Origin of the sequence: Pantoea cypripedii (genome assembly GCF_002095535.1) — a bacterium.
GTDB classification, from domain to species: domain Bacteria; phylum Pseudomonadota; class Gammaproteobacteria; order Enterobacterales; family Enterobacteriaceae; genus Pantoea; species Pantoea cypripedii.
The window spans coordinates 3,786,141-3,809,080 of sequence record NZ_MLJI01000001.1 but is presented as its reverse complement, the minus strand read 5'-3'; the positions used below and the strand labels follow the sequence as shown (position 1 = coordinate 3,809,080).

The following is a 22,940-nucleotide window of genomic DNA, read 5'->3' as shown; positions in this document are numbered from 1 at the left end:
AAATATCTGTCTTATGGAGTATGAATTTAGGAAAGGAAGAGAAAAGCAACAATACTAAATGTTGTCCTCTTGCGCGGACAGGATTAATACGAAAAGCGATGGATGGAAATTAATTGAGATCATGCTCACAGAATGCCGGGAATATTCATTGTGATCATGATCTCATTCTATTTTATTTTTATAACCGGCTTCACATTAATTTCCTGATAAAGATTCCTGCGGCCAGAGAGGGCTTACCCCCTGTGACTAAGCCACGCGAATAAGGTACTATCCTCGCCAAATGACCGCCGGATGTCCCGCCGCTGTGGGCCACGAAGTGAGGATGCGAGCTTAATGAGCGAATTGACGCAGGATGGTGCAGAGCGTCTTGCCCTGCACAAATTTACAGAAAACGCGTACCTGAATTACTCGATGTACGTGATTATGGACCGCGCGCTGCCGTATATCGGTGATGGCCTCAAGCCAGTACAGCGCCGCATCGTCTATGCGATGTCCGAGCTGGGCCTGAATGCCAGCGCCAAATTTAAGAAATCGGCGCGTACCGTGGGTGACGTGCTGGGTAAATACCATCCGCATGGCGACAGCGCCTGTTATGAAGCGATGGTGCTGATGGCGCAGCCGTTCTCTTACCGCTACCCGCTGGTGGATGGTCAGGGCAACTGGGGTGCACCGGATGATCCGAAATCCTTTGCGGCGATGCGTTATACCGAGTCGCGCCTGTCGAAGTATGCCGAAATTCTGCTCAGCGAGCTGGGTCAGGGAACGGTGGATTACACCCCCAACTTTGACGGCACGTTGCAGGAACCGAAAATGTTACCGGCGCGTCTGCCGAATATCCTGCTGAACGGCACCACCGGCATCGCCGTGGGTATGGCGACCGATATTCCTCCGCACAACGTGCGTGAAGTGGCGCAGGCGGCGATCACCCTGATCGAAAAGCCGAACACCACGCTGGATGAACTGCTGGATATCGTGCACGGGCCGGATTTCCCGACCGAAGCGGAGATCATCACCCCGCGTGATGAGATCCGTAAGATTTACCAGAACGGTCGCGGTTCTATCCGCCAGCGCGCGATCTGGAAAAAAGAAGACGGTGAAGCAGTGATCACCGCGCTGCCGCATCAGGTATCCGGTGCTCGTGTGCTGGAACAGATCGCCGCGCAGATGCGCAATAAAAAGCTGCCGATGGTGGAGGACTTGCGTGATGAATCCGATCACGAAAACCCCACCCGTCTGGTGATTGTGCCGCGTTCGAACCGTGTCGATCTGGATCAGGTGATGAATCATCTGTTTGCCACCACCGACCTGGAAAAAAGTTACCGCGTTAACCTCAACATGATCGGTCTGGATAACCGTCCGGCGGTGAAAAACCTGCTGGAGATTATCTCCGAATGGCTGGTGTATCGCCGCGATACCGTGACGCGTCGTCTGAATTACCGTCTGGATCGCGTACTGCGTCGCCTGCATATCCTCGAAGGTTTGCTGGTAGCGTTCCTCAATATTGATGAAGTGATTCACATCATCCGTAGCGAGGATGAGCCGAAAGCGGTGCTGATGTCGCGTTTTGACATCAGCGAGACCCAGGCTGAAGCGATTCTGGAATTAAAACTGCGTCACCTCGCTAAACTCGAAGAGATGAAGATTCGCGGTGAGCAGGCCGAGCTGGAAAAAGAGCGTGACCAGTTGCAGGCGATTCTTGCCTCCGAGCGCAAGATGAGCAACCTGCTGAAGAAAGAATTGCAGGCGGATAGCCAGACCTATGGTGACGATCGCCGTTCACCGTTGCGTGAGCGCGAAGAAGCCAAAGCGCTGAGCGAGAATGATCTGGTGAGCGCCGAGCCGGTCACCATCGTGCTGTCACAGATGGGCTGGGTACGTAGCGCCAAGGGGCACGACATTGATCCTTCCGGCCTTAGCTATAAGGCAGGGGACAACTATCTGGCTGCCGCACGCGGTAAGAGCAACCAGCCGGTGGCCTTTATCGACTCCACCGGGCGCAGCTATACTCTCGACCCAACCTCGCTGCCGTCGGCGCGTGGTCAGGGCGAACCGCTGACCGGTAAGCTGACGCCACCGCCAGGCGCGGTGATGGAACAGGTGCTGATGGAGCCGGATGAGCAGAAACTGCTGATGGCTTCTGACGCCGGTTACGGCTTTATCTGTACCTTTGCTGACCTGGTATCGCGTAACCGTTCAGGTAAAGCGCTGCTGACCTTGCCGGAAAACGCCAAAGTGATGACGCCGATGGCGGTCAATCATGAAGATGACATGCTGCTGGCGATTACTCAGGCCGGGCGTATGCTGATGTTCCCGGTCGGTGAACTGCCGCAAATGTCGAAAGGCAAGGGTAACAAGATCATCTCGATTCCTTCCGCTGAGGCTGCGGCAGGGGCAGATAAACTGGCGTGGTTGCTGATCCTGCCATCGGGCAGTGCCATCACTCTGCATGTCGGCAAGCGTAAGATGGTGCTGCGTAGCGAAGAGTTGCAGAAGTTCCGCGCTGACCGTGGTCGTCGTGGTACCTTGCTGCCGCGTGGTCTGCAACGTATCGACCGCGTCGAGCTGGATGCCCCAACGCGCCAGGGCGGCGAGAGTGAAGAGTAACCCTGCAAAGAATAAAGCAGGCAAGGGTATGCCACTACTGAGGAAACTATGTTACTAATTTTACGGACTATTTTTGTTGTTATTTACTCGATTCTGGTCTGTGTGTTTGGCTGTATCTGGTGCCTGTTTTCACCACGCAATCCACGTCATGTCGCCACGTTCGGTCACATGTTTGGTCGCTTATCGACGGTGTTTGGCGTCAAGGTGGAACTGCGTAAACCGGCGGATGCGGAAAGTTATGGCAATGCTATCTACATCGCAAACCACCAGAATAACTACGATATGATCACCGCCGCCAAGATTGTGCAGCCCACCACGGTGACCGTGGGCAAAAAAAGCCTGCTGTGGGTACCGTTTTTTGGTCTGCTGTACTGGCTGGCGGGGAATTTGCTGATTGATCGTGACAATCGTGCCAAAGCACATAGCACCATTGGTAAGCTGATCGATCAGTTTAAAAAGAAGCGTATCTCGTTCTGGATGTTCCCGGAAGGAACGCGCAGCCGCGGACGTGGCCTGCTGCCGTTTAAAACCGGCGCATTTCATGCTGCGATGGCCGCGGGTGTGCCGATTATCCCGGTGGTGGTGTCCAACACGCATGACAAAATCAAACTCAACCGCCTCAAAAACGGTCTGGTGATTGTCGAGATGCTGCCGCCAGTGGATACCAGCGAGTTTGCTAACAGTTCGGTGCGTAAGCTGGCGACCCATTGCCGTGAATTAATGTCGGCTAAGCTGGAAGAATTAAACGCTGAAGTCGCCGAGCGCGAAAAAAACGGTAAAATCTGACCGGCCCCACGGGGCAGGCAATCTGCCCCGTACGCACCAGACCCTCTCCGGGTGCAGCACAGCAATAGCAATTAGAAAAAAATGGACGGCGTCCTCACGCCACGCTCAAAAGGTCTGAAGTTTTATGTCTTGCAGCAGACGTCAGTTTATTCAGCTTTCTGCCGGTGTCGCACTTGCCACCAGCGTAACCAGCACTGCGCGTGCCGCTTCCGCGCCTGTCGGCGATACGCCGCTTCCCGTACCGCCGTTGATTGAATCACGCCGCGGCCAGCCGCTATTTCTTACGCTCCAGCGCAGTCACTGGTCATTCAGCGGCAACAGCAACAAAGTGCCGGTGTGGGGCATTAACGGCTTGTACCTTGGCCCGACCGTGCGCGTCTACAGCGGCGACGATGTGAAGCTGATTTACAGCAATCGGCTGAATGAACCCGTCGCCATGACCGTGAGTGGCCTGCAAGTGCCGGGCGCGCTGATGGGTGGCGCACCGCGATTGATGTCGGCGGGCGTTGACTGGGCACCGGTATTGCCGATTCGTCAGGGCGCGGCAACCTTGTGGTATCACGCTAATACGCCCAATCGCATGGCACCCCATGTTTACAACGGCCTGGCGGGGATGTGGTTGATTGAGGATGACGTCAGCAAAGCGCTGCCGCTACCGAAACACTATGGCGTGGATGATTTTCCGCTGGTGATTCAGGACAAGCGTCTCGATAACTTTGCCACACCGGTTTATGACCCGCCGCAGGATGGCGGCTTCCTGGGTGATACGTTGCTGGTCAACGGTGTGCAGAACCCGTATGTGGATGTTTCACGTGGCTGGGTCCGCCTGCGCCTGCTGAACGCCTCTAACTCACGCCGTTACGATCTGGCTTTCTCCGATAATCGCCCCTTTACGGTGATCGCCAGCGATCAGGGCTTCTTACCGGCCCCGGTCGCGGTACAGCGTTTGTCGCTGGCACCGGGCGAACGGCGTGAAGTGCTGGTGGATATGTCGCAGGGTGATGAAGTGTCGATCACCGCGGGAACTGCTGCGGGATTGATGGATCGACTGCGCGGCCTGTTTGAGCCGTCATCGATCCTTGCCAACACGCTGGTGTTGTCGCTGCGTCCAACCGGCTTGCTGCCGCTGGTCACGGACAATCTGCCGATGCGCTTGCTGGCGGATCAGATCCTCGATGGTGTGGCGGTACGCACCCGCGAATTCCGCATTGGCGACGGTATGCCAGGCATTAATGGCGCGATGTGGAATATGGGACGCATTGATACCACGGTACAGCAGGGCACCTTTGAACGCTGGATCCTGCATGCCGACCGCCCGCAGGCGCTGCATATTCAGGGCGTAATGTTCCTGATTAAAAGTGTCAACGGTGCACAGCCGATGGGTGAAGATCGCGGCTGGAAAGATACGGTGTGGGTGGATGGCGATGTCGAGTTGCTGGTGAGTTTCCCGCAAAGTTCGTCGGAGCATTTCCCGTTTGTGTATTACAGCCAGACGCTGGAACTGGCCGATCGCGGTACCGCTGGCCAGTTGCTGGTGAATCCAACCAGCTGATATTTCTGCAATTGATAACGGCGCGATTTATCGCGCCGTGACAAATAAGGTTGTTAATTAAAACTCTCCGGGTCCGGTCCCAGTCGGTTGCCGATATCCAGCGCGGTAATATCGCTGATCTCGGTTTTCTCCAGCCGGAAATCAAACACCTTAATGTTTTCCTCAATGCGCGCCGGGGTCACTGACTTCGGAATCACCACCAGGCCGCTGTCCAGGTGCCAGCGAATCACGATCTGCGCCGGGGTTTTGCCATATTTCTTCGCCAGTTCTTTGATCACTTCCTGATCGAACACCCCTTTACCGCCCTGTGCCAGTGGGCTCCAGGATTCAGTCTGGATCTGATGCAGCGCATTCCAGGCGTGCAGAGTACGCTGCTGTAGCATCGGATGCAGTTCAATCTGGTTCACCACCGGCGACACCCCGGTTTCATCCATCAGACGTTTCAGATGCGCTTCATTGAAATTACACACGCCGATGCTTTTGGTCAGACCCTGTTTTTGCAATTCAATCATCTGTTGCCAGGCGCCGACATACAGATCTTTTGCCGGGCAAGGCCAGTGCATCAGATAGAGATCGACCTGATCCAGTTTGAGTTTTTCCAGGCTGGTTTCCAGTGCCTGCTGGGCGTTTTTCTGATCGTCATTCCACAGCTTGGTGGTGACAAAAATGCTGTCGCGCGCCACGTCAGTTTCCTGTAGCGCCTGACCAATCGCTTCCTCATTCTTATAGGCGGCAGCAGTATCGATGGAGCGATAGCCGACCTCCAGCGCTTTTAATACCGCTTTGCGTGCATCTTCAATACTCGCCTGCCAGACACCCAGCCCGAGCTGCGGCATCATATTGCCGTCGTGCAGTTTAATTAGTGGTTGGTCTGCCATAGTTGCTCCTTATTTGTCGCAGTGACTCACCGGAAACACTGAGGTTAATTCTAGTCAACAAACCTTAGCGCCGGGATCATTGTGGCAATTCTGCGGCGCTTTTGTGCTGTCTGTTTCTGCTGGATTCTTGCCTGATTCTCCAGCTGGCTGGAGCTTTCGCCTGCGCTGCGGCAAACTGACCTTTTTGCTGCGAGAGAATCTGCCATGCCCCATGACACCCTTTGCCGCCAGCTGGCCCAGCAGGTCATTGCGTTAATGAAGCCTGGCAGCCAACCCTTTTGTCAGCTGGAAAACGTACGCTTAATCTATGCCGATGAACCGCTGCCGCGTACGCCGATGATGTATCAACCTGGCATCGTCATCCTGTTCCAGGGACGTAAAACCGGCTATCTCGGCAGCACGGTATTTCATTACGATGCCACCAAGTATCTGATGCTCACCGTGCCGTTGCCGGTGGAGTGTGAAACTGAGGCCACGCCGGAGGAGCCGCTGGCGGGGATCTGCCTCACCGTGGACAATGCCAGCTTGCAGGATCTGCTGATGGAGATTGGCGACGATGAAGATTTTCAGCCGCAGCCGCAAACTTCGGGCATCCATTCTGCTTTTCTCAGTGAAGAGATGTTATGCGCCGCCGAACGACTGCTGGATGTGCTGCGTAAGCCGCGTGACGCGCGCGTGCTGGGGCCGCAAATCGTCCGGGAAATTATCTACTATGTGCTGGTCGGGCCGTGCGGGGGCGCGCTGCTGTCGATGATCAGCCGCCAGACGCAGTTCAGCCAGATTGCCCGCGCGCTACGCCGTATCGAAAGTCATTTCAGTGAAAACCTCAGCGTGGAAACGCTGGCGGCGGAGGTGAACATGAGCGTATCGGCCTTTCATCACAACTTTAAAGCGGTGACGCAAACCTCGCCGTTACAGTATCTGAAACGTTTTCGCCTGCATCAGGCACGTCTGATGATGCTCCAGGATGGCATGCGGGCCAGCGTCGCAGCGGTGCGCGTCGGTTATGAAAGCCCCTCGCAGTTTTCCCGCGAGTTTAAACGCTATTTTGGCGTGACGCCGGGGGAGGAGGTGAGCCGCGTGCGTCAGACGATATTTGAATCACCCGCTGACGCCGCGCAGCTGTTATGACGCCTTAGGGCGTCTTTTTTTCCAGATAATCAGAATGCTGCCAGCCAGGCCGACAAACAGCAGCACCACGGGCAGCAGCATCAGCACCGCCATCACCTGATCTTCATGGCGTTTGATGAAGGGCACCTGGCTGATGCCGTAACCGAATGCCACCACGATGCACACCCACAGCAGCCCGCTCAGCCAGTTAAACAGCTGAAAACGACCATTCTGCAAACCAGAAATACCCGCCATGGTTGGCAGCAGGGTACGGACAAATGCCAGGAAACGACCGACCAGCAGTGCCATCAATCCGTGGCGATTAAACAGCTGCCAGGCTCGCTGATGATATTGCGCCGGTAAGTGCATCAGCCAGCTTTTCACCATTTTGGTATTGCCCAGCCAGCGCCCCTGCAAATAACTCAGCCAGCAGCCGAGACTGGCGGCGGTGGTCAGAATCACCATGGTCGGGACAAAATCCATCACACCTTTGGCGACCATGGCACCGGCCAGCAGCAACAGGCTATCGCCCGGCAGAAAGGAGGCCGGTAACAAACCGTTTTCCAGAAACAGCGTTACAAACATTACGCCGTAGACAATCCACACCACATCCGGATTGGCCAACGCGGCAAAATCCTGATGCCAGAGTGCGTGGACAATCTCATGTAAAACACCCATCTGCTATTCCATCAAGTCACAAGGATAGTATTTTAACGGCCCGCGTAGCAGCAAACGTTGATCTTTGCCACGCGAATCCGGCCTGTTGAGCTTCTGTTGAAGATTTTAGCGCTTCAGGCGGTCAAACCCGGCTTGCAGGTCTTCAATCAGGTCAGCAACGTGTTCCAGACCAATGTGCACCCGCACCAGTGTCCCGGTAAAATCGACACCGCCTGCCGGGCGAATCGCCGCCAGTTCTTCCGGCTGATTCGCCAGAATCAGCGACTCATAGCCACCCCAGGAATACGCCATGCTGAAGTGGTGGAAACCGTCGAGATACCCCGCCAACTGCTCGCTGCTCAGTTTCTCGTGCAGAATGAACGAGAACAGGCCGCTGCTGCCGGTAAAATCGCGTTGCCAGAATTGATGGCCTTTGCACTGCGCCAGCGCCGGATGATTGACGCGCGCTACTTCCGGTCGTGCAGCCAGCCATTCCGCTACCTGCAAGCCGCTTTCTTCATGCTGACGCAGGCGGGTGCCCAGCGTGCGCAGACCACGGCTCGCCATATAAGCGGTATCGGCATCAACCATCTGTCCCATCAGGTAGGAATTTTCACGCAGCTGATCCCAGCAGCGCGCGTTAGCCACGGCGGTGCCGATCATGGCATCGCTGTGGCCAATCAGATATTTGGTGCCCGCCTGAATAGAAATATCGACGCCATGCTCCAGAGCGTTAAACAACACACCCGCCGCCCAGGTATTATCGAGCATAATGATGGCGTCAGGCGCTTTCGCGCGTACTGCAGCGACGATGGCTGGAATGTCCTGCACTTCCATGGTGATGGAGGCTGGTGACTCAAGAAACACCACGCGGGTATTCGGCTGCACCAGCGCGCTGATTTCGCTGCCGATGCAGTGATCGAAGAAGGTGGTGGTGACCTGGAGTTTGCTGAGGATTTTGGTACAAAAATCCTGGGTCGGTTCGTACACCGCGCCGCTCATCAGCACATGATCGCCCGCCTCGACGAAAGACAGGATAGCGTTGGCAACCGCAGCGGCTCCACAGGGATAAAGCACGCAACCGGCACCGCCTTCCAGTTCCGTCATTGCGTCCTGAAGAGAGAAGTGTGTCAGCGTGCCGCGACGGCCATAAAACAGCTCGCCCTTCGCTCGTCCGGCGGTGGCGCGTTTTTTATCGGCCACGGTGTCGAAAACCAGCGATGAGGCGCGCTGAATAACGCTGTTTACTGAGCCCTGAGTGTAACGTTTGTTGCGTCCCGCGCTTACCAGCGTGGTGTCTATTTTTTTCGTTGCCATCACTGCCTTTTCTGCCGCATTCCACAAAGGAACCACGTTACCACGAATCTCGCCTGCGCGTTGACCCTGATTGCGGAATATCAGACTGTCGCCCTGCAATAATGGATCGCTTTGCCGCGTCCCTGCGGCCGGCGTTACATCACCCCCATGATATGCGGCAGCCACAGTGACAGCGCCGGAATATAGGTGATAAGCATCAGTACCAGAAACAACATGCAGTAGAACGGCAACATTGCGCCCACCACCTGCTCGATTTTCTGCTTACTCACCGCACTGGCGACAAACAACACCGTGCCTACCGGCGGGGTGATCAGCCCGATACCGAGGTTGGTCATCATGATCATGCCGAAATGCACCGGATCGACACCCAGCGAGGTTGCCACCGGCAACAGTACCGGCGTCAGAATCAGGATGATTGGGGCCATATCCATCAGCGTGCCGATCACCAGCAGCAGCACGTTGATGCACATCAGGATCACATACTTATTATCCGACAGACTGGTAAAGGCTGCGGTAATGGCGGTGGGCAACAGCATAAAGGTCATCACCGCACCAAAACCGGCGGCGAAGGCGATCAGCACCATCACAATGGTGACGGTTTTGATGGTACGGAACAGCAGAATGTGCAGTTGGTTCCACTTAAAGTCACGGTAGATAAACATGGTGACGAAGAACGCCCACAGGCAGGCGATGGCGGCGGATTCTGACGCGGTAAAAATCCCCGACAGGATGCCGCCCAGAATGATGACGATGGTAAACAGCCCCCAGAAGGCATCAAAGAAGATCTTCAGTGCCTGGCGAAATGGGATCGCTTCGCCCTTGGGATAGCCGCGTTTACGTGCAAAGCCGAGGCACATTACCATCAGGCAGCCGCCTAGCATCAGACCGGGGAGAATACCGGCGACAAACAGCGAGGAAATGGTGACCACGCCACCGGTTGCCAGCGAGTAGATCACCGAGTTATGGCTGGGGGGCGTCAGCACCGCCTGCACCGAACCGCTGGCGGTCACCGCAGCAGCGAAATCACGTGGATAACCTTTCTCCTCCATCTGCGGGATCATCACCGAACCAATCGAGGCGGTATCCGCCACTGAAGACCCGGAAATCGCGCCGAAAAAAGTAGACGCGACAATATTCACCAGCGACAACCCGCCACGAATAAAACCGACAAAGATGTAGGCAAAGTTCACCAGCCGTCGCGCAATGCCGCCCTCAGCCATAATTGCCCCGGCCAGAATAAAAAATGGGATGGTGAGTAACGAAAATTTGTTGATACCGTTGGTGATCTGAATCACCACCGCTTCCAGCGGCAGGTCGATCCACCAGGCACCGATAAAGGCGCTAAACCCGACGGCGAAGGCCACGGGAAAGCCGACCAACAGCAACAGGATCAGACTGCCAATCAGGATGAATGCGTCCATCACGATGCTCCGAAGTTAGTGTGTGCCGCCAAGGGTGACGATTGGGCGCTGGCTCTGGTCACCGTTTAACAGGCGCTCCAGGGCAAACAGCAGAGTAAAAGCAGTGCCGATGGGGATCGGTAAATACATTTCGCCGTAGGTGACATTGGGCAGCGCAGCCAGCGGCTGAATCCACATCGCTTCGCACAGGTTGTAGCTGGCACGCAACAGGATCAGACACAGGGCGATCAACAGCAGATTGCACAGCAGCAGCGCCCATTTTTGCCCGGCTGGCGACAGGCGATCGGTCACCATCGACACGCAAATATGGGTGCCTGCACGCAGCCCCACCGGTGCGCCAATGAAGGTGAAGATGATCATGCAGATAATCGCCACCGGTTCCGGCCACGAGAGCGCGCTGTTCATCACGTAGCGCGCAAAAATACCAATCGGAATGACCGTAACCATGATCATCAGTGCCACAGCGGCAACCCACATGCACAACAGGTACAGCCCATCCATCCAGCGGGAATATGCGTTCATTGTTCGCATCCTGAGTGAAACGCCACGCGGCTGCATGGCGCAAAAGGGTTATTTCACTTCGGCGATCTGTGTCATCAGATCCTGATATTTGCCGCCAAATTGATCGCGTACCGGTTGCGTGGCTTTGACGAAGTAGTCACGATCAATCTGCTGGAAGGTGACGCCGCCAGCTTTCATCTTCTCGATCGATTGCTGGGTATAGGTTGCCCATAGCTGACGTTCTTCATCCTGGGCTTCTTTACCCAGTTTTTTCAGCAGCGTCTGATCCTCTGCAGAGAGACGATCCCAGGCCGTTTTGGAAAACAGGATCATTTCCGGCTGAATAAAGTGGCCGGTCAGGGTGTAATACTTCGCCACTGGCAAATAGTTGTGGGCGACAAAAGTCGGTGGATTGTTTTCCGTGCCGTCAACCACGCCAGTTTGCATCGCACTGAACACCTCACTCACCCCCATCGCCACCGGGTTGGCCCCCATTGCTTTCAGCGTGGCAAGGGAAATGGCGCTGTTTTGCACGCGAATCTTCATGCCCTGTAAATCTTCAGGTTTGGCGAGCGGTTTTTTGGTGATCATGTTGCGTGTACCGGCATCGGTCCAGCCGAGGAACACCATGCGGGTGTTGGGGTCCTGATTGAATTTAGTGACGATCTGCTCGCCAACGCTGCCATCCAGCACTTTGTGCATATGATCTTCATCGCGGAAGATAAACGGCAGGGTGAGTACGCTGGTTTCCGGTGCGATGGTGGTAACCGGTGCCAGCGACACGCGGATCATATCGATCGCGCCCAGCTGTACCTGTTGCAGGGTCTGATCTTCATCGCCCAGCACGCCACCGGCATACACTTTCATCTCCAGACGGCCATCGGTGGCTTGTTTGAGTTTTTCACCCATATGCTCCAATGCCACCACCGTGGGATAACCGGCGGGTTGCACTTCCGCCACCTTGAGCACTTTGGCCTGGGCGTTAAAGGCCAGCAGGGCGAATATGGAGGACAACGAAACTGCGAGTAGTCGTTTTTTCAGCGTCATTTTTTACTCCAGCATTGAGGTATCGAAATCGCGCGGTGCAAAAACACCACGAATGGGCAGGGCTGGCTCAGAATAGTGAAAAACAGGTGGCGAAAAACTGGGCAGATGTTGATTGAATGAATTGCATCACATTTTGAAACGTTGTTTTAATAATTTTACATGCTACATCACATTTATAAAACCGGCGCGCATCCGGATACACATTCAACAGAAACTGTGGAGAAAAAGCGCACCTTTCGTTTGTAAATAGTAATGAGAACTACTATCAATTCGACCCGGTAATTTGTTATGATCCGCGCTCGATCGTGAACTGTGCAATTGAAGTTGGAGACGCAGCGTGGTAGCCAGTGATTTGATGCAGACGGATCTCTCCGTTTGGGGCATGTATCATCATGCCGATATCGTGGTAAAGGTGGTAATGATTGGCCTGTTACTGGCCTCCGTGGTGACCTGGGCACTTTTCTTCGGTAAGTTTGCCGAGCTGAGTTCAGCAAAACGTCGCCTGAAACGCGAACATATCGCATTGAGCGAAGCGCGTTCCCTGGACGAAGCTTCACGCACTGCTGCCAGCTTCAAAGGCCATAGCCACAGCGCCGTGCTGCTGAATGATGCGCAGAACGAGCTGGAACTCTCAGCCGGTACAGAAGACACCGACGGCATTAAAGAACGTACCAGTTTCCGCCTTGAGCGTCGTGTCGGGGCCTTTAGCCGTCACGCGGGTCGTGGCAATGGTTTCCTCGCCACCATCGGTTCGGTTGCGCCGTTTATCGGCCTGTTCGGCACCGTCTGGGGCATCATGAACAGCTTTATCGGTATCGCCCAAACCCAAACCACTAACCTCGCCGTTGTTGCACCTGGTATCGCCGAAGCGCTGCTGGCGACCGCGATTGGTCTGGTGGCGGCTATCCCGGCTGTGGTCATCTACAACGTGTTTGCCCGTATGATTGCCGGTTATAAAGCCTCGCTGGGCGACGTCGCGGCACAGGTGCTGCTGTTGCAGAGCCGTGATTTGGACCTGGGAAAAGTGAATAACGAAGTGGCTCGTCCGTCTGCCGCACAGAAACTGCGCGTAGGGTAATTGCTATGGCGATGCGTTTAAACGACGACCTGGAAAGCGATGGCGAAATGCATGAAATCAACGTGACGCCATTTATCGACGTCATGCTGGTTCTGCTGATCATCTTCATGGTGGCCGCACCGCTGGCAACGGTGGATGTTCGCGTTAACCTGCCTGCTTCCACCAGTGCGCCGCAGCCGCGTCCGGAAAAACCGGTCTATCTGTCGATTAAAGAAGATAATCAGGTCTATATCGGCAATGATCAGGTAACGAAAGAGACGCTGGTCAATGCGTTAACCGCGCAGACCGAAGGTAACAAAGACACCACTATCTTCTTCCAGGCAGATAAGTCGGTGAGTTATGAAACCCTGATGTCAGTGATGGATCAGCTGCGTGAGGCCGGATATCTGAAAATCGGCCTGATGGGTATGGAAACGGTGAAAAAGTAATTTCACCCAGGGTTATGAGGGCGTCCAGATGGACGCCCTTTTTGTTATGGGTGCTTGCTGAGCAAAACAGGAAATCACGAATCAGTGCCATAAATGGGCAATTATTCTGTGGATCGGTTTTGTTAATGCTTTGTTACCTATAACCCTGGTTTTGTAAAGTGCAATGGTGAAGGTGATCACATTCATCCGCTAACGGCCACGCTAAAAGAAAGCCTTATGCATGGAAGAAACCTGGAAAACCTATGAGTTCACCTTCGTCTTTACAAAAATCATCGCAGGGCGGTGCCAAAACCATCTTTAGCGTAACCAGCGGCAATTTCCTTGAAATGTATGATTTCATGGTCTTTGGTTACTACGCGACCGCGATTGCGAAAACCTTTTTCCCCGGAGATGACCCGTTTGCGTCGCTGATGCTGACGCTGATGACCTTTGGCGCTGGCTTTCTGATGCGTCCGCTGGGGGCGATCATCCTTGGTGCCTATATTGACCATCATGGTCGCCGTAAAGGTCTGCTGGTGACGCTCGGCATTATGGCGCTCGGCACCCTGACTATCGCCGTGGTGCCGGGTTACGCCACGCTGGGCGCGGCTGCGCCGATATTGATTCTGATTGGCCGTCTGTTGCAGGGCTTTTCTGCCGGTGTCGAACTGGGTGGCGTGTCGGTTTATCTGGCCGAGGTTGCGCCGAAGGGACGTAAGGGTTTTTACGTCAGCTGGCAATCCGGTAGCCAACAGGTGGCGGTGATTTTCGCTGCACTGCTGGGGCTGGGGCTGAATCATCTGCTGGAAAAAGACGCGGTCACTGAGTGGGGCTGGCGTATTCCGTTTGTTATCGGCTGTCTGATTGTGCCGTTCCTGTTCTGGATTCGTCGCATGCTGGAGGAAACTGAAGCCTTCAGCCAGCGCAAACATCATCCGACCATGCGCCAGATTATGCGTTCAGTAGGGCAGAATTGGGCGCTGGTATTAGCCGGTATGCTGATGGTGGTCACTACCACGGTGATGTTCTATATGATCACCGCTTTTACTCCCACCTTCGGCAAAACGGTGTTGCTGATGACGGAGAAAGAGAGCTTCCTGGTGACGCTGTTTGTCGGTCTTTCCAACCTGTTCTGGCTGCCGGTGATGGGCTCGTTGTCAGACCGGGTGGGGCGTCGTCCGCTGCTGATTTTCTTCACCATCCTGATGATCCTCACCGCCTGGCCGGTGCTGAAATGGCTGGTGGCTGCGCCAACCTTCTCCCATCTGGTGATGGCGGAGCTGTGGCTCTCCTTCCTTTACGCCAGCTATAACGGCGCGATGGTGGTGTATCTGGCCGAAATTATGCCTGCCGAAGTGCGTGCTTCAGGCTTCTCGCTGGCTTACAGCCTGGCGACGGCGTTATTTGGCGGCTTCACTCCGGCGGTGTCCAGTTATCTAATTCACGCGACCGGCGACAAAGCGATGCCCGGCGTTTGGCTGTCATTCGCGGCGGTATGCGGCTTGATTGGTACGCTGCTGATTGGCCGCATGGTGAAGCAGTATCGAACGCGGCACCGCGCGACCACCGTGAATGCCTGATCATTTCATAAATTGCGCCGCTACAGATCGCACATCCCTGTTGCGGCGCGATTTATCGCGCAATCACTCTCGCCGCTGTTTCAAAACGACAAATCCACCACCACGTTATCGGTGTAATTCCCTGCCGCCGGGGTGTTCTGCGTCGTCAGAATCTGCGCGGTGTAGGTATAGCCGCGCGTCAGACCATCGGCACTGACGGTGGTTGAGGCGCTGCTGCTCCAGCGGTCCGTGCCGGTCGGCCCCCAGCGCGTGGTGGTGGTGGTGCCCTGGTAGATGTCATAACTTAACCGGTTGGTACCGCTCGCCATATTGCGCACGCCATTCGCCGCGTAGCTGCCGTTACTCAATCCCACCGTGTAGGTGCTGCCTTTGCTGCACACCACGCTAATGGACTGCTGCACTGTGGAAAAACTGCTGACCAATGGCGCGCTGCCAAAACTGACGTTTGGCGCGGTGATGGTGGTGCAATCATTTGAGATCACTACCGTTACCGTAATCGGAATGGTACCGGTGCCGGTCTGCGGTGTCAGACAAAGGCCTCCGACGCCAAGACTGGTGCAGATATTGTAGGTGACATATAAATTGAGCGTCACCGTATAGGTTCCTGCGGCAACGGTTTGCCCGGTGACGGTTTTCAGATATACCGGCAAAGCAAAGTTCAGACTACCAAACAGACCAGCAAGATTCGCCAGCACCGCCTGGGAAAAGGTATAGGTTGATCCTCCCACGGTCAGCTCGGTAGCGCAGGCACTGTCCATGCACAGGCGCACCGGAATATTATCGCTGCCGGTATCGCCGCTGCGCTTCAGGGTACCCCGCGTGCCATTCACGTTTGAGGCGCTGGCCAGCTGAAAGGTGATGGTATTAGTACCTAATAACGTCAGCGCTGATCCCGCGCCACAGTTGACGTTAGCGGTGGTCGAGGTGGAGCTGATAGTTGAATTGGCCACAAAGGTAGTGACCGAGCCAAAGCTGGCGGTTGATGCAGGCAGGCCACAGGCGGCATATGTCAGGCCCGGTAGCAGCAACAATGTCAGCACTAGCAGAATTCTTTTCATGGAGTGATGCCTGAAGTTGAGTTTTCTGTATTCGGCTGCGCGGCACCGGGTGGTGGCGCGGGTAACGCGCAGGTGAGCGGTCCATAGGTCTTCAGCGCCTGTGGCCCGTTGGCAATATTGAGTTCGGTGCGACAGGTGCGACCATCCGGTGTGGTGACCTGGATCGGGTTGCTGGCGTCGAGGTTTTCCATCCAGGTAATACCGTCCCAGCCGACATACTCGGTTGCCTGCCCGGCGCGCAGAACCTGGCTGGAGACCGGCAGCGGCTGACCGTTGCTGTCATGCAGAATCACGCTGGCCGAACGCAGCTTTTCCACCGGGAAATTCAGCAGATAACCGCTCTGGCGTTTCACCGCAAAGCGTTGTTCTACCCGGGGTGAGGTCATATCGGCAGGCAGGTCCAGCGTATCAATATCGTATTTCGCCGCGTAATAGCTGCTGATTGAGGGCACCAGCAGATAACCCTGGTTATCGGTACGCCCCATCGACTGGTTTTCGTAGCGGATATTCACGTCGGGATAATTGGTTTTCACCAGTACAAAGGCATCGTTGATCTGATTGGCAACGAACAAACGGTTATCCATCAGCACCAGCGCACCACTGAAATCGGCCCACTGGGTGGTGTTATCGTCGTCGCCATAAAAACCGGCTGAGGTATCCACTTTATTGTTGCGATAACGCAGGCTGCCCTGACGATAATCGCCGCTATTGCCGCCCTGATTGGCCCACGAGGCATCCCAGGAGTAGCCGCCATCACTCGGCATGGCGCGTGACAGATATACCCGCTGGTTGTTTTCTCCCTGCTGATCGCGTTCCATGCTGACCGAGGCGCTGCCCTGTTCGCCGAACGGGATCACCAGCGAAATCGCGCCGCTCCATTCCCCCTGTTGCTGGTCGCGGCTGGCGGAGATATACAGGCTGCTGTTGCCCCAAATGTTTTTACTCCACGACAGATTCCACAGCCTGGTGCGTTCGCCATCGCCGCTGTTGATATCGAGATACGCCAGCCCGAGACTGCCGTATTGGTTCATCGACACGCTGGCGGTGTACTGCGCACTGCGGCGGGCCAGCGAATATGAGGACTCGTCCGAGTCACTGCGATTGCCGACCAGCGCCAGATTGCCAAAATCTGCCGTGCGTAAGGTATGCTGCGTGCCGAAGCTCAGCCAGCTGTTGTTGTACTGATATCCCCAGCTGTATTGCGTGCCGGGTTTTCCGCTCATCTGGCTTTGCGCCAGCGCACCGTTGAGAACGCCCCAACTGCCGAGTTTCAGCAGGCCACCCGCGCCGCCCATCGCCACCTCATCACTGCCTTCGGCGTGGGTTTCCAGCGTCAGCCAGTTGGTCACACCATAGCGATACGAGCCGCTGGCCGCGGCTGCACCATAGTCGAAATTTCTGATGCCGTAGTTTTCACGCATTGCCCCGCCAGAGAAGGAGTAGTCAGACAAACCTTGCTTCAGCAAGCTGCTGGAAACATAAAAGGGCAGGGTGGTGGTGATCTGGCGGCCGACCGCATCGGTGGTGGTGATGACCGCATCCCCTGCGCCATTAACGAAAGGGACGTTAGTCAGCGACCACGGACCCGGCTGAACGTTGGCCTGGCTGGAGCGATAGCCGTTAATAAACAAATCCACCGTGGAAGGTACGGCGGCCTGGCCGGAAAACTGTGGCAGCGGATAGGTGATCAGGTCTGGACGGATACTGAAATCACGGCCAATCTGCACCCCGCCGAGGCGCACGCTGTTGGTCCAGGAGAGCGCATCGGTAACTAAATCTCCGGCGCGCCAGCTTAGTACCGCGTTCTCGTCCTCGTTGCTCCACCAGGTATCGTAGCGGATATAACCATTGGGCTGCTGGGGAGCATCGCCCTCCAGTTGCTGCTGCCAGACGCCGTTGCTGGAGAATTGTCCGGCGGCACCAAATACCCGTAACTCATTCCAGGTGGCGAGCCGCGAGCCGGTATGATCGGTACGGGTGGCGTAGAAATCATAGTTAAGCAGTGCCCCGGTGCTGGCCCGCCCTGGGTAGCGTGGCCCATTATGTGCCTGGCCGATCACCTGGCCCGGAAGCCAGGCAGGAGGGACTGTCAGCAGCAGGCGTTGGCGTTGATTGTCATAGTCTACTTTGACGCCGCTTAGCTGGTTGACGTTAATCTGCTGTCCCTGCAATTTGTCCGCCGGGATCCCGGCGCGTTCCAGATCGCCGCGTCGCAGCCAGAAATCGCCGTTCTTCTGTTCGACCGGCACGATGTTACCCTGCTCCCCCTGATTGATGATCAGCTCCAGCATGTATTGCTGCCCCGCGGCATTGTTTTGCAGCGCAGGGGGCGGCGGCAGCTCGGAGAAGGTCTCGGCGCTACTGATCAGCGGTAAACAGCAAACGACGCTGGTCACGGCCAGCGCACAAGGGTGGGGCGAAATGCGCATCAACGCACGGCTGCGCTTTGCCAGTGGCCTTTATTCATCTCAGCCTCCAGCTCCCCACTGACATTGCTATTCAGTAGCCAGCGGTTGCTGCTGTTTGCCAGCACGTAGCCAAACAGGCCGTTGCCGATGGGGCGTCCGCCAATGGTGACATTGCTCAGGCGCGCATGGCCGCTGCCGTTATTGGTCAGCAGCAGCCAGCGTTTGCCCTCGCTGTTTTCCACCCGCCAACTGAGATTGGGTTTGGCGCTGTCGGCCGTTAAGCCACTGCCATAAACAAACAGCGGCACGGAGTAGCGCATTTGAAAGGTCAACCCGGCCTGATTGGTACCTGGGGTGCGCGGGGTGGGGATCTCATCCAGTACCACGCGGTAGGCCATCTCCTTGCCCGCGTCGGGTGGCACTTGCTTAATTAAGCGCACCAGCTGCTTCTGCCCCGGTTCAATGCGCACCAGCGGTGGGCTGGCGAGCACCTGCTGCTGGGTCTGATACTGCTCGCGCTGGTTGACCTGCTGCCAGGTGAAGATGCGCACCTGCATCAGCGTGGTGGCGTTGCCACGATTCTCCAGCCACAGCTCACTGGCTTTATCGTCGGGATTGATGGCGGGATCAATCGGCCAGATCATCAGCGAGTTGGCAGCATGGCTGAGAGCGCTGCATGTGAGCAGCCAGAGCAGCAGCAGGTTTTTCATCTACCATTCCTTCTTGTTTGTGCCCTCACCAGCTCAGGGTGACGGTTAGGGTATCGGTATAAACCCCGGCGCGCGTCGGGCCGGGTAGCTGCAACAAGCCATAAATTGGCAGCGTGATGTTGTTCGCGTTGCTATAGCTGAGCGTAATGGGTGAGTTCACCCCAATCGCGGCGGTGTGGCTGGCGTTGCTATACAGGCTGTAGGCCACAGTGTTGGTGAAACTGGCCAGTTTCAGGTTGCGGGTGGTGGTGTAGTTGCTGCCACCGTTGATCGACATACTGACGGTGGTGCCAGGCGTGCAGGCCAGGCTGATAGTGGAACTCTGGACAAAACTGGCACTGACGCTGCTGCTGGCGACACCGGACTGAGTGCCAAAATCGAGCGTGCCAAACGCTCCGGGATTGGAACCGGAGACCACGCAGCCAGCCACTACTGAGGCAGAGACCTGGAAGGTTGCGGTTGGCAACCCCCAGGCATTGACACTCCCTATCAGCAGGGCCAGACCGCCGTATATGCGCGTCCACCCATTTACCACTCTCACCCTGTTTAACCGAAACGCGCGCCTTAGTAATTCACCGCAACATTAATGGTATCGGTGTAGGTCCCTGCCGGAATTAATGGGTTGAAGCCGCCGCCGACCACACGACCATAAATGGCGTAGTTGGTACCCAGTGTCGGGTCGGTGGTGCCGCTGGGGGCGATATTGGTGTTATTGGCGATGGCCGTGGTGAAGGCTGCATCGCTGTAAAGGGTGTAAGCGATGCCCTGCGTATTGTTGGAGCCGAGGATCAGGTAACGCGGCTGCCCGCTGACGGTGCCGTAAATGGTGGCTGGCGCAGCATTACTGCTGGTGACCTGCACGTTAAACGTCTGGCCGGTGGTGCAGCGCACGTAGATACCGTTGCCGGAAGCCCCTACCAGGGTGGCATTTAGCGTATCGAAGGTTGCCGCACTGCTACCGAAATTTAAGGTACCAAAATTAACTCCGGTCGTGGCCGACTGGCCGTTCACCAGACAGCCGGTGGTCAGGGTTAATGTGGCATTAATGGTTCCCGTTGTGGTCGCAGCGAAAACAACGGAGTACGGAAGTGAGACGCTCAGGCTGGCAGCCAAAAGAAAAAGCTTGAGTTTCATAATCATTCCTTACTGATTATCCAGGGTCAGTGCTTTTTCACCTGATGATGTATTTATGAAATCAATCGAAAAATAACAAGGAGCCAGATTTGGCTGCACAGTAAAAATCCCTGACGACTAAGAAAGTTCTTATAAGACAGGGGAATGATTTATATCAGTTTTCTTAACTATAGTTCAGCAAAGCGAAGCCTGTCAGGTCCACCAGGAATTTTTCCCTAATCAATTTGTCCCGATAGCCGATAATTCAGTGATAGCAAGGGATTCAGGCAGATTAAAAAAACTAAACGCGGAGTTATTCCAGCTACTACCGCGGCGCAGGGTTCAGTGTTATGTTCATACATTAATCAGACATAATAACGATTCTCCTCTCAGCGAATAAAAAATCCCGGTGCGCGAGTCCCCAGCCAGGCTGGCACGATGAGCGGCTGAAATCGCTTTTGAAGAGTTAACAGACCTTTTATGCATGCTTTTTAATCTTTGTTCCGATTCGACGATTCAGCACCTGCTCGCTAGCGGGTTAGTGAGGAGCGCTCATGTTGCTGGTTACCTGGGATAGCGTTCTGGTGGCGATTTCCTTAATCGTTGCTTTTATCGCCTCATTTACGGCGCTGGATACTGCCGGACGTGTCGCCGTGTCGCGCGGTTATCTTGCCCGTTTGTGGCTGGTCGCAGGGGGCACGGCGATGGGTATTGGCGTCTGGGCCATGCACTTTATCGGTATGCTGGCGATGATGCTGCCGATGACCATGCGCTACGATGTGACGCTCACCTCGCTGTCGCTGGCGGTTGCCATATTAGCCTCCATCTTTTCCTTCGCGCAGGTGGTACGCGGTAGCCATCTGACGTTCCGCCGCCTGGTACGTGGCACCCTGATTCTCGGCAGTGGGGTAGTGGTGATGCACTATCTCGGTATGAACTCGCTGATGATCGAACCTGCCATTCAGTGGAATAAAGACCTGGTCATCCTGTCAGTGCTGATTGCTTATAGCGCAGCGGGGGTCGCGCTGTGGCTGGCGTTTCATCTGCGTCAGGGGGATGGCCTGCTGATCATGCGCGCTTACGCAGCCCTGGTGATGGGCGTCGCCATTGCCGGTATGCACTACGTCGGTATGGCGGCGGCACAGTTCAACAACACCAGCAGCATGATGGAACATGGCGTCAGCGATCAGGGGTTGGCGGTGTGGGTCACCATCATCACGCTGAGTATCCTTGGCGTCACCTTGTTGATTTCCATGCTGGATGCTCAGCTACGCGCCGCGCGGCTGGCAGCCAAATTAAAAAGCGCCAATAACGAGCTACATCAGTTAGCGATGCACGATACGCTCACCACCTTACCGAACCGGGTGCTGCTGGAGCAGCAACTCGATGCCGCCGTCAAACACGCGACCCTCAACGATCAAACCTTTGCGTTGATGTTTATGGATCTCGACGGCTTTAAGGCGGTTAACGATACCTGGGGACATCATGTTGGTGACCGCTTACTTATTGCTGTTGCCACGCGCCTGCGCAACCAACTGCGTAAAGATGCGATGCTGGCGCGTCTGGGGGGCGATGAATTCGTGCTGTTAAGCCCAGGCTGTGATGGCCTGCAAGCCGCCGCGCAGGCACAGCGCCTGGTGAACGCCATTGACGCCCCCTTCGAACTGGAGCGCTACTCGCTGCGTGTCTCGCTCAGTGTGGGCATCGTCATTTTCCCGCTGCATGGCCGCAGTAAGCAGGAAATGATGTTCAACGCGGATTCGGCGATGTATCACACCAAACATAGCGGACGTAACGGCTGGTGCCTGTACGAACCGGCCATGAGTGCGGTGGCGCAATACCAACTGGCGCTGGCCAATGATCTGTGGAGTGCGCTGGAGCATCAGGAAATGCGCCTGTTCTATCAACCGAAGTTCCGCGCGGGTGGCACGATGCTGATGGGTTTTGAAGCGCTGCTGCGCTGGCAACATCCGCGCCGCGGATTGCTCATGCCGGATATGTTTCTGCCGCGAGCCGAGAAAACCGGACAGATTATCGCGTTGGGTCATTGGGTGATTAACGAAGCCTGTCGCCAGCTGCGGCAGTGGCATGACGAAGGAAACAGCAGCTGGAGCGTCTCGGTTAACCTGTCATCGCTGCAATTTCATCAGCGCGATCTGATCGACAGCCTGAGGGAGATTCTGCAACAGCATGGTTTGCCGGAAGGGATGCTGATGCTGGAAATCACCGAAACCATTGCCATGCGCGACCCGCAGTTCAGCCAGCAGCGTATTGCTGAGTTGCATCAGTTGGGTGTCCGGGTGGCAATCGACAATTTTGGTATCGGTTATGCTAACTTGCTGCATCTGAAACATCTGGAGGCGACCGAGTTGAAGATTGATCGCAGCTTCATCAATAGCCTGCGCGCCGACAGTGAAGATGCCACGGTAGTCAGTGCCATGATCACCCTGGCGCAGAGCCTGAATCTGCGCATGGTGGCCGAAGGAGTGGAAACGGAAGAACAGCAGCGCTTATTGACCGGACTGGGTTTTGACATGTTGCAGGGCTATTTGCTGGGGAAACCCACTCCGGCAGAACGCATCAGTGAATTCACCGTGGCGGCAACTGCGCCACTGACCATCCCCGATAGCATCGCACCGCTGGCGGGTGCCTGACGAGTAATTTTGATTTTCTGAATCGCAATCTTTCATCGTTCAAAGATCTCTAACGGCAG

At 55.7% G+C, this 22,940-nt stretch carries 19 protein-coding genes; 8 read left to right on the top strand and 11 right to left on the bottom strand.

The window, feature by feature from the left end; all coding sequences use genetic code 11:
• Nucleotides 1–333: 333 nt before the first annotated feature.
• The 3 genes from parC to ftsP all read left to right on the top strand — a co-directional run bounded on the left by parC (nt 334) and on the right by ftsP (nt 4,942).
• Nucleotides 334–2,604 (top strand): DNA topoisomerase IV subunit A, encoded by a 2,271-nt coding sequence (parC, locus tag HA50_RS17560; protein WP_084876841.1) that lies wholly within the window; start codon nt 334–336, stop codon nt 2,602–2,604.
• Between the two features lie 48 nt (nt 2,605–2,652).
• Nucleotides 2,653–3,390: a 1-acylglycerol-3-phosphate O-acyltransferase gene (locus HA50_RS17555; protein ID WP_084876840.1), complete on the top strand. Its 738-nt coding sequence runs from the start codon at nt 2,653–2,655 to the stop codon at nt 3,388–3,390.
• A 124-nt stretch (nt 3,391–3,514) separates the two neighbouring features.
• Entirely contained in the window at nt 3,515–4,942 is a 1,428-nt protein-coding gene (gene ftsP, locus HA50_RS17550; RefSeq protein WP_084876839.1) for a cell division protein FtsP, read from the top strand.
• Between the two features lie 53 nt (nt 4,943–4,995).
• Here the strand turns inward: ftsP and dkgA are convergent, their stop codons facing one another.
• A complete protein-coding gene (gene dkgA / locus HA50_RS17545; RefSeq protein WP_084876838.1) occupies nt 4,996–5,820 on the bottom strand; it encodes a 2,5-didehydrogluconate reductase DkgA in 825 nt (274 codons plus the stop codon).
• 204 nt (nt 5,821–6,024) lie between these two features.
• On the opposite strand from dkgA, the gene HA50_RS17540 reads away from it, so the two are divergent.
• A complete protein-coding gene (locus HA50_RS17540; RefSeq protein WP_084876837.1) occupies nt 6,025–6,951 on the top strand; it encodes an AraC family transcriptional regulator in 927 nt (308 codons plus the stop codon).
• On the opposite strand, the gene HA50_RS17535 is transcribed toward HA50_RS17540, so the two are convergent.
• The 5 genes from HA50_RS17535 to HA50_RS17515 all read right to left on the bottom strand — a co-directional run bounded on the left by HA50_RS17535 (nt 6,946) and on the right by HA50_RS17515 (nt 11,873).
• The gene (locus tag HA50_RS17535; protein WP_084876836.1) at nt 6,946–7,608 is read right to left on the bottom strand and encodes a DedA family protein; all 663 of its coding nucleotides are present in this window, start codon (nt 7,606–7,608) and stop codon (nt 6,946–6,948) included. The two genes, HA50_RS17540 and HA50_RS17535, sit on opposite strands and share 6 nt — an antisense overlap.
• A gap of 105 nt (nt 7,609–7,713) precedes the next feature.
• Nucleotides 7,714–8,904, bottom strand: a complete 1,191-nt coding sequence (gene metC / locus HA50_RS17530; RefSeq protein ID WP_084878597.1) for a cystathionine beta-lyase — start codon at nt 8,902–8,904, stop codon at nt 7,714–7,716.
• Between the two features lie 134 nt (nt 8,905–9,038).
• Nucleotides 9,039–10,325 (bottom strand): TRAP transporter large permease, encoded by a 1,287-nt coding sequence (locus HA50_RS17525; protein ID WP_084876835.1) that lies wholly within the window; start codon nt 10,323–10,325, stop codon nt 9,039–9,041.
• A 15-nt stretch (nt 10,326–10,340) separates the two neighbouring features.
• Entirely contained in the window at nt 10,341–10,847 is a 507-nt protein-coding gene (locus HA50_RS17520; RefSeq protein WP_084876834.1) for a TRAP transporter small permease, read from the bottom strand.
• Between the two features lie 48 nt (nt 10,848–10,895).
• Nucleotides 10,896–11,873, bottom strand: a complete 978-nt coding sequence (locus HA50_RS17515) for a TRAP transporter substrate-binding protein (RefSeq protein ID WP_084876833.1) — start codon at nt 11,871–11,873, stop codon at nt 10,896–10,898.
• Nucleotides 11,874–12,228: 355 nt separating this feature from the next.
• Between HA50_RS17515 and exbB the strand changes: the two genes are divergently transcribed.
• From exbB to tcuC, 3 genes are all read left to right on the top strand, one after another.
• A complete protein-coding gene (exbB, locus tag HA50_RS17510) occupies nt 12,229–12,951 on the top strand; it encodes a tol-pal system-associated acyl-CoA thioesterase (RefSeq protein WP_084876832.1) in 723 nt (240 codons plus the stop codon).
• Between the two features lie 5 nt (nt 12,952–12,956).
• Entirely contained in the window at nt 12,957–13,379 is a 423-nt protein-coding gene (gene exbD / locus HA50_RS17505; protein WP_084876831.1) for a TonB system transport protein ExbD, read from the top strand.
• A 242-nt stretch (nt 13,380–13,621) separates the two neighbouring features.
• Nucleotides 13,622–14,938: an MFS transporter gene (tcuC, locus tag HA50_RS17500; RefSeq protein WP_084876830.1), complete on the top strand. Its 1,317-nt coding sequence runs from the start codon at nt 13,622–13,624 to the stop codon at nt 14,936–14,938.
• Nucleotides 14,939–15,018: 80 nt separating this feature from the next.
• On the opposite strand, the gene HA50_RS17495 is transcribed toward tcuC, so the two are convergent.
• The 5 genes from HA50_RS17495 to HA50_RS17475 are packed head-to-tail and all read right to left on the bottom strand — an operon-like array spanning nt 15,019 to nt 20,248.
• The gene (locus HA50_RS17495) at nt 15,019–15,996 is read right to left on the bottom strand and encodes a Csu type fimbrial protein (RefSeq protein ID WP_084876829.1); all 978 of its coding nucleotides are present in this window, start codon (nt 15,994–15,996) and stop codon (nt 15,019–15,021) included.
• Nucleotides 15,993–18,425, bottom strand: coding sequence for a fimbria/pilus outer membrane usher protein (locus HA50_RS17490; protein WP_084876828.1), 2,433 nt, complete (start codon nt 18,423–18,425; stop codon nt 15,993–15,995). The genes HA50_RS17495 and HA50_RS17490 overlap by 4 nt, the downstream gene beginning before the upstream one ends.
• Nucleotides 18,425–19,114: a fimbrial biogenesis chaperone gene (locus HA50_RS17485; protein ID WP_084876827.1), complete on the bottom strand. Its 690-nt coding sequence runs from the start codon at nt 19,112–19,114 to the stop codon at nt 18,425–18,427. Before HA50_RS17485 ends, HA50_RS17490 begins: the two co-directional genes overlap by 1 nt.
• A gap of 25 nt (nt 19,115–19,139) precedes the next feature.
• The gene (locus HA50_RS17480) at nt 19,140–19,649 is read right to left on the bottom strand and encodes a Csu type fimbrial protein (RefSeq protein ID WP_084876826.1); all 510 of its coding nucleotides are present in this window, start codon (nt 19,647–19,649) and stop codon (nt 19,140–19,142) included.
• 29 nt (nt 19,650–19,678) lie between these two features.
• The gene (locus HA50_RS17475; RefSeq protein WP_084876825.1) at nt 19,679–20,248 is read right to left on the bottom strand and encodes a spore coat protein U domain-containing protein; all 570 of its coding nucleotides are present in this window, start codon (nt 20,246–20,248) and stop codon (nt 19,679–19,681) included.
• A gap of 533 nt (nt 20,249–20,781) precedes the next feature.
• Between HA50_RS17475 and HA50_RS17470 the strand changes: the two genes are divergently transcribed.
• Nucleotides 20,782–22,881, top strand: coding sequence for a putative bifunctional diguanylate cyclase/phosphodiesterase (locus HA50_RS17470; RefSeq protein ID WP_084876824.1), 2,100 nt, complete (start codon nt 20,782–20,784; stop codon nt 22,879–22,881).
• Nucleotides 22,882–22,940 lie beyond the last annotated feature (59 nt).

Coding starts and splice junctions, on each gene's coding strand:
- parC (WP_084876841.1), top strand. CDS start 334: ATGAGCGAATTGACGCAGGATGGTGCAGAGCGTCTTGCCCTGCACAAA.
- HA50_RS17555 (WP_084876840.1), top strand. CDS start 2,653: ATGTTACTAATTTTACGGACTATTTTTGTTGTTATTTACTCGATTCTG.
- ftsP (WP_084876839.1), top strand. CDS start 3,515: ATGTCTTGCAGCAGACGTCAGTTTATTCAGCTTTCTGCCGGTGTCGCA.
- dkgA (WP_084876838.1), bottom strand. CDS start 5,820: ATGGCAGACCAACCACTAATTAAACTGCACGACGGCAATATGATGCCG.
- HA50_RS17540 (WP_084876837.1), top strand. CDS start 6,025: ATGCCCCATGACACCCTTTGCCGCCAGCTGGCCCAGCAGGTCATTGCG.
- HA50_RS17535 (WP_084876836.1), bottom strand. CDS start 7,608: ATGGGTGTTTTACATGAGATTGTCCACGCACTCTGGCATCAGGATTTT.
- metC (WP_084878597.1), bottom strand. CDS start 8,904: ATGGCAACGAAAAAAATAGACACCACGCTGGTAAGCGCGGGACGCAAC.
- HA50_RS17525 (WP_084876835.1), bottom strand. CDS start 10,325: ATGGACGCATTCATCCTGATTGGCAGTCTGATCCTGTTGCTGTTGGTC.
- HA50_RS17520 (WP_084876834.1), bottom strand. CDS start 10,847: ATGAACGCATATTCCCGCTGGATGGATGGGCTGTACCTGTTGTGCATG.
- HA50_RS17515 (WP_084876833.1), bottom strand. CDS start 11,873: ATGACGCTGAAAAAACGACTACTCGCAGTTTCGTTGTCCTCCATATTC.
- exbB (WP_084876832.1), top strand. CDS start 12,229: ATGCAGACGGATCTCTCCGTTTGGGGCATGTATCATCATGCCGATATC.
- exbD (WP_084876831.1), top strand. CDS start 12,957: ATGGCGATGCGTTTAAACGACGACCTGGAAAGCGATGGCGAAATGCAT.
- tcuC (WP_084876830.1), top strand. CDS start 13,622: ATGAGTTCACCTTCGTCTTTACAAAAATCATCGCAGGGCGGTGCCAAA.
- HA50_RS17495 (WP_084876829.1), bottom strand. CDS start 15,996: ATGAAAAGAATTCTGCTAGTGCTGACATTGTTGCTGCTACCGGGCCTG.
- HA50_RS17490 (WP_084876828.1), bottom strand. CDS start 18,425: ATGCGCATTTCGCCCCACCCTTGTGCGCTGGCCGTGACCAGCGTCGTT.
- HA50_RS17485 (WP_084876827.1), bottom strand. CDS start 19,114: ATGAAAAACCTGCTGCTGCTCTGGCTGCTCACATGCAGCGCTCTCAGC.
- HA50_RS17475 (WP_084876825.1), bottom strand. CDS start 20,248: ATGAAACTCAAGCTTTTTCTTTTGGCTGCCAGCCTGAGCGTCTCACTT.
- HA50_RS17470 (WP_084876824.1), top strand. CDS start 20,782: ATGTTGCTGGTTACCTGGGATAGCGTTCTGGTGGCGATTTCCTTAATC.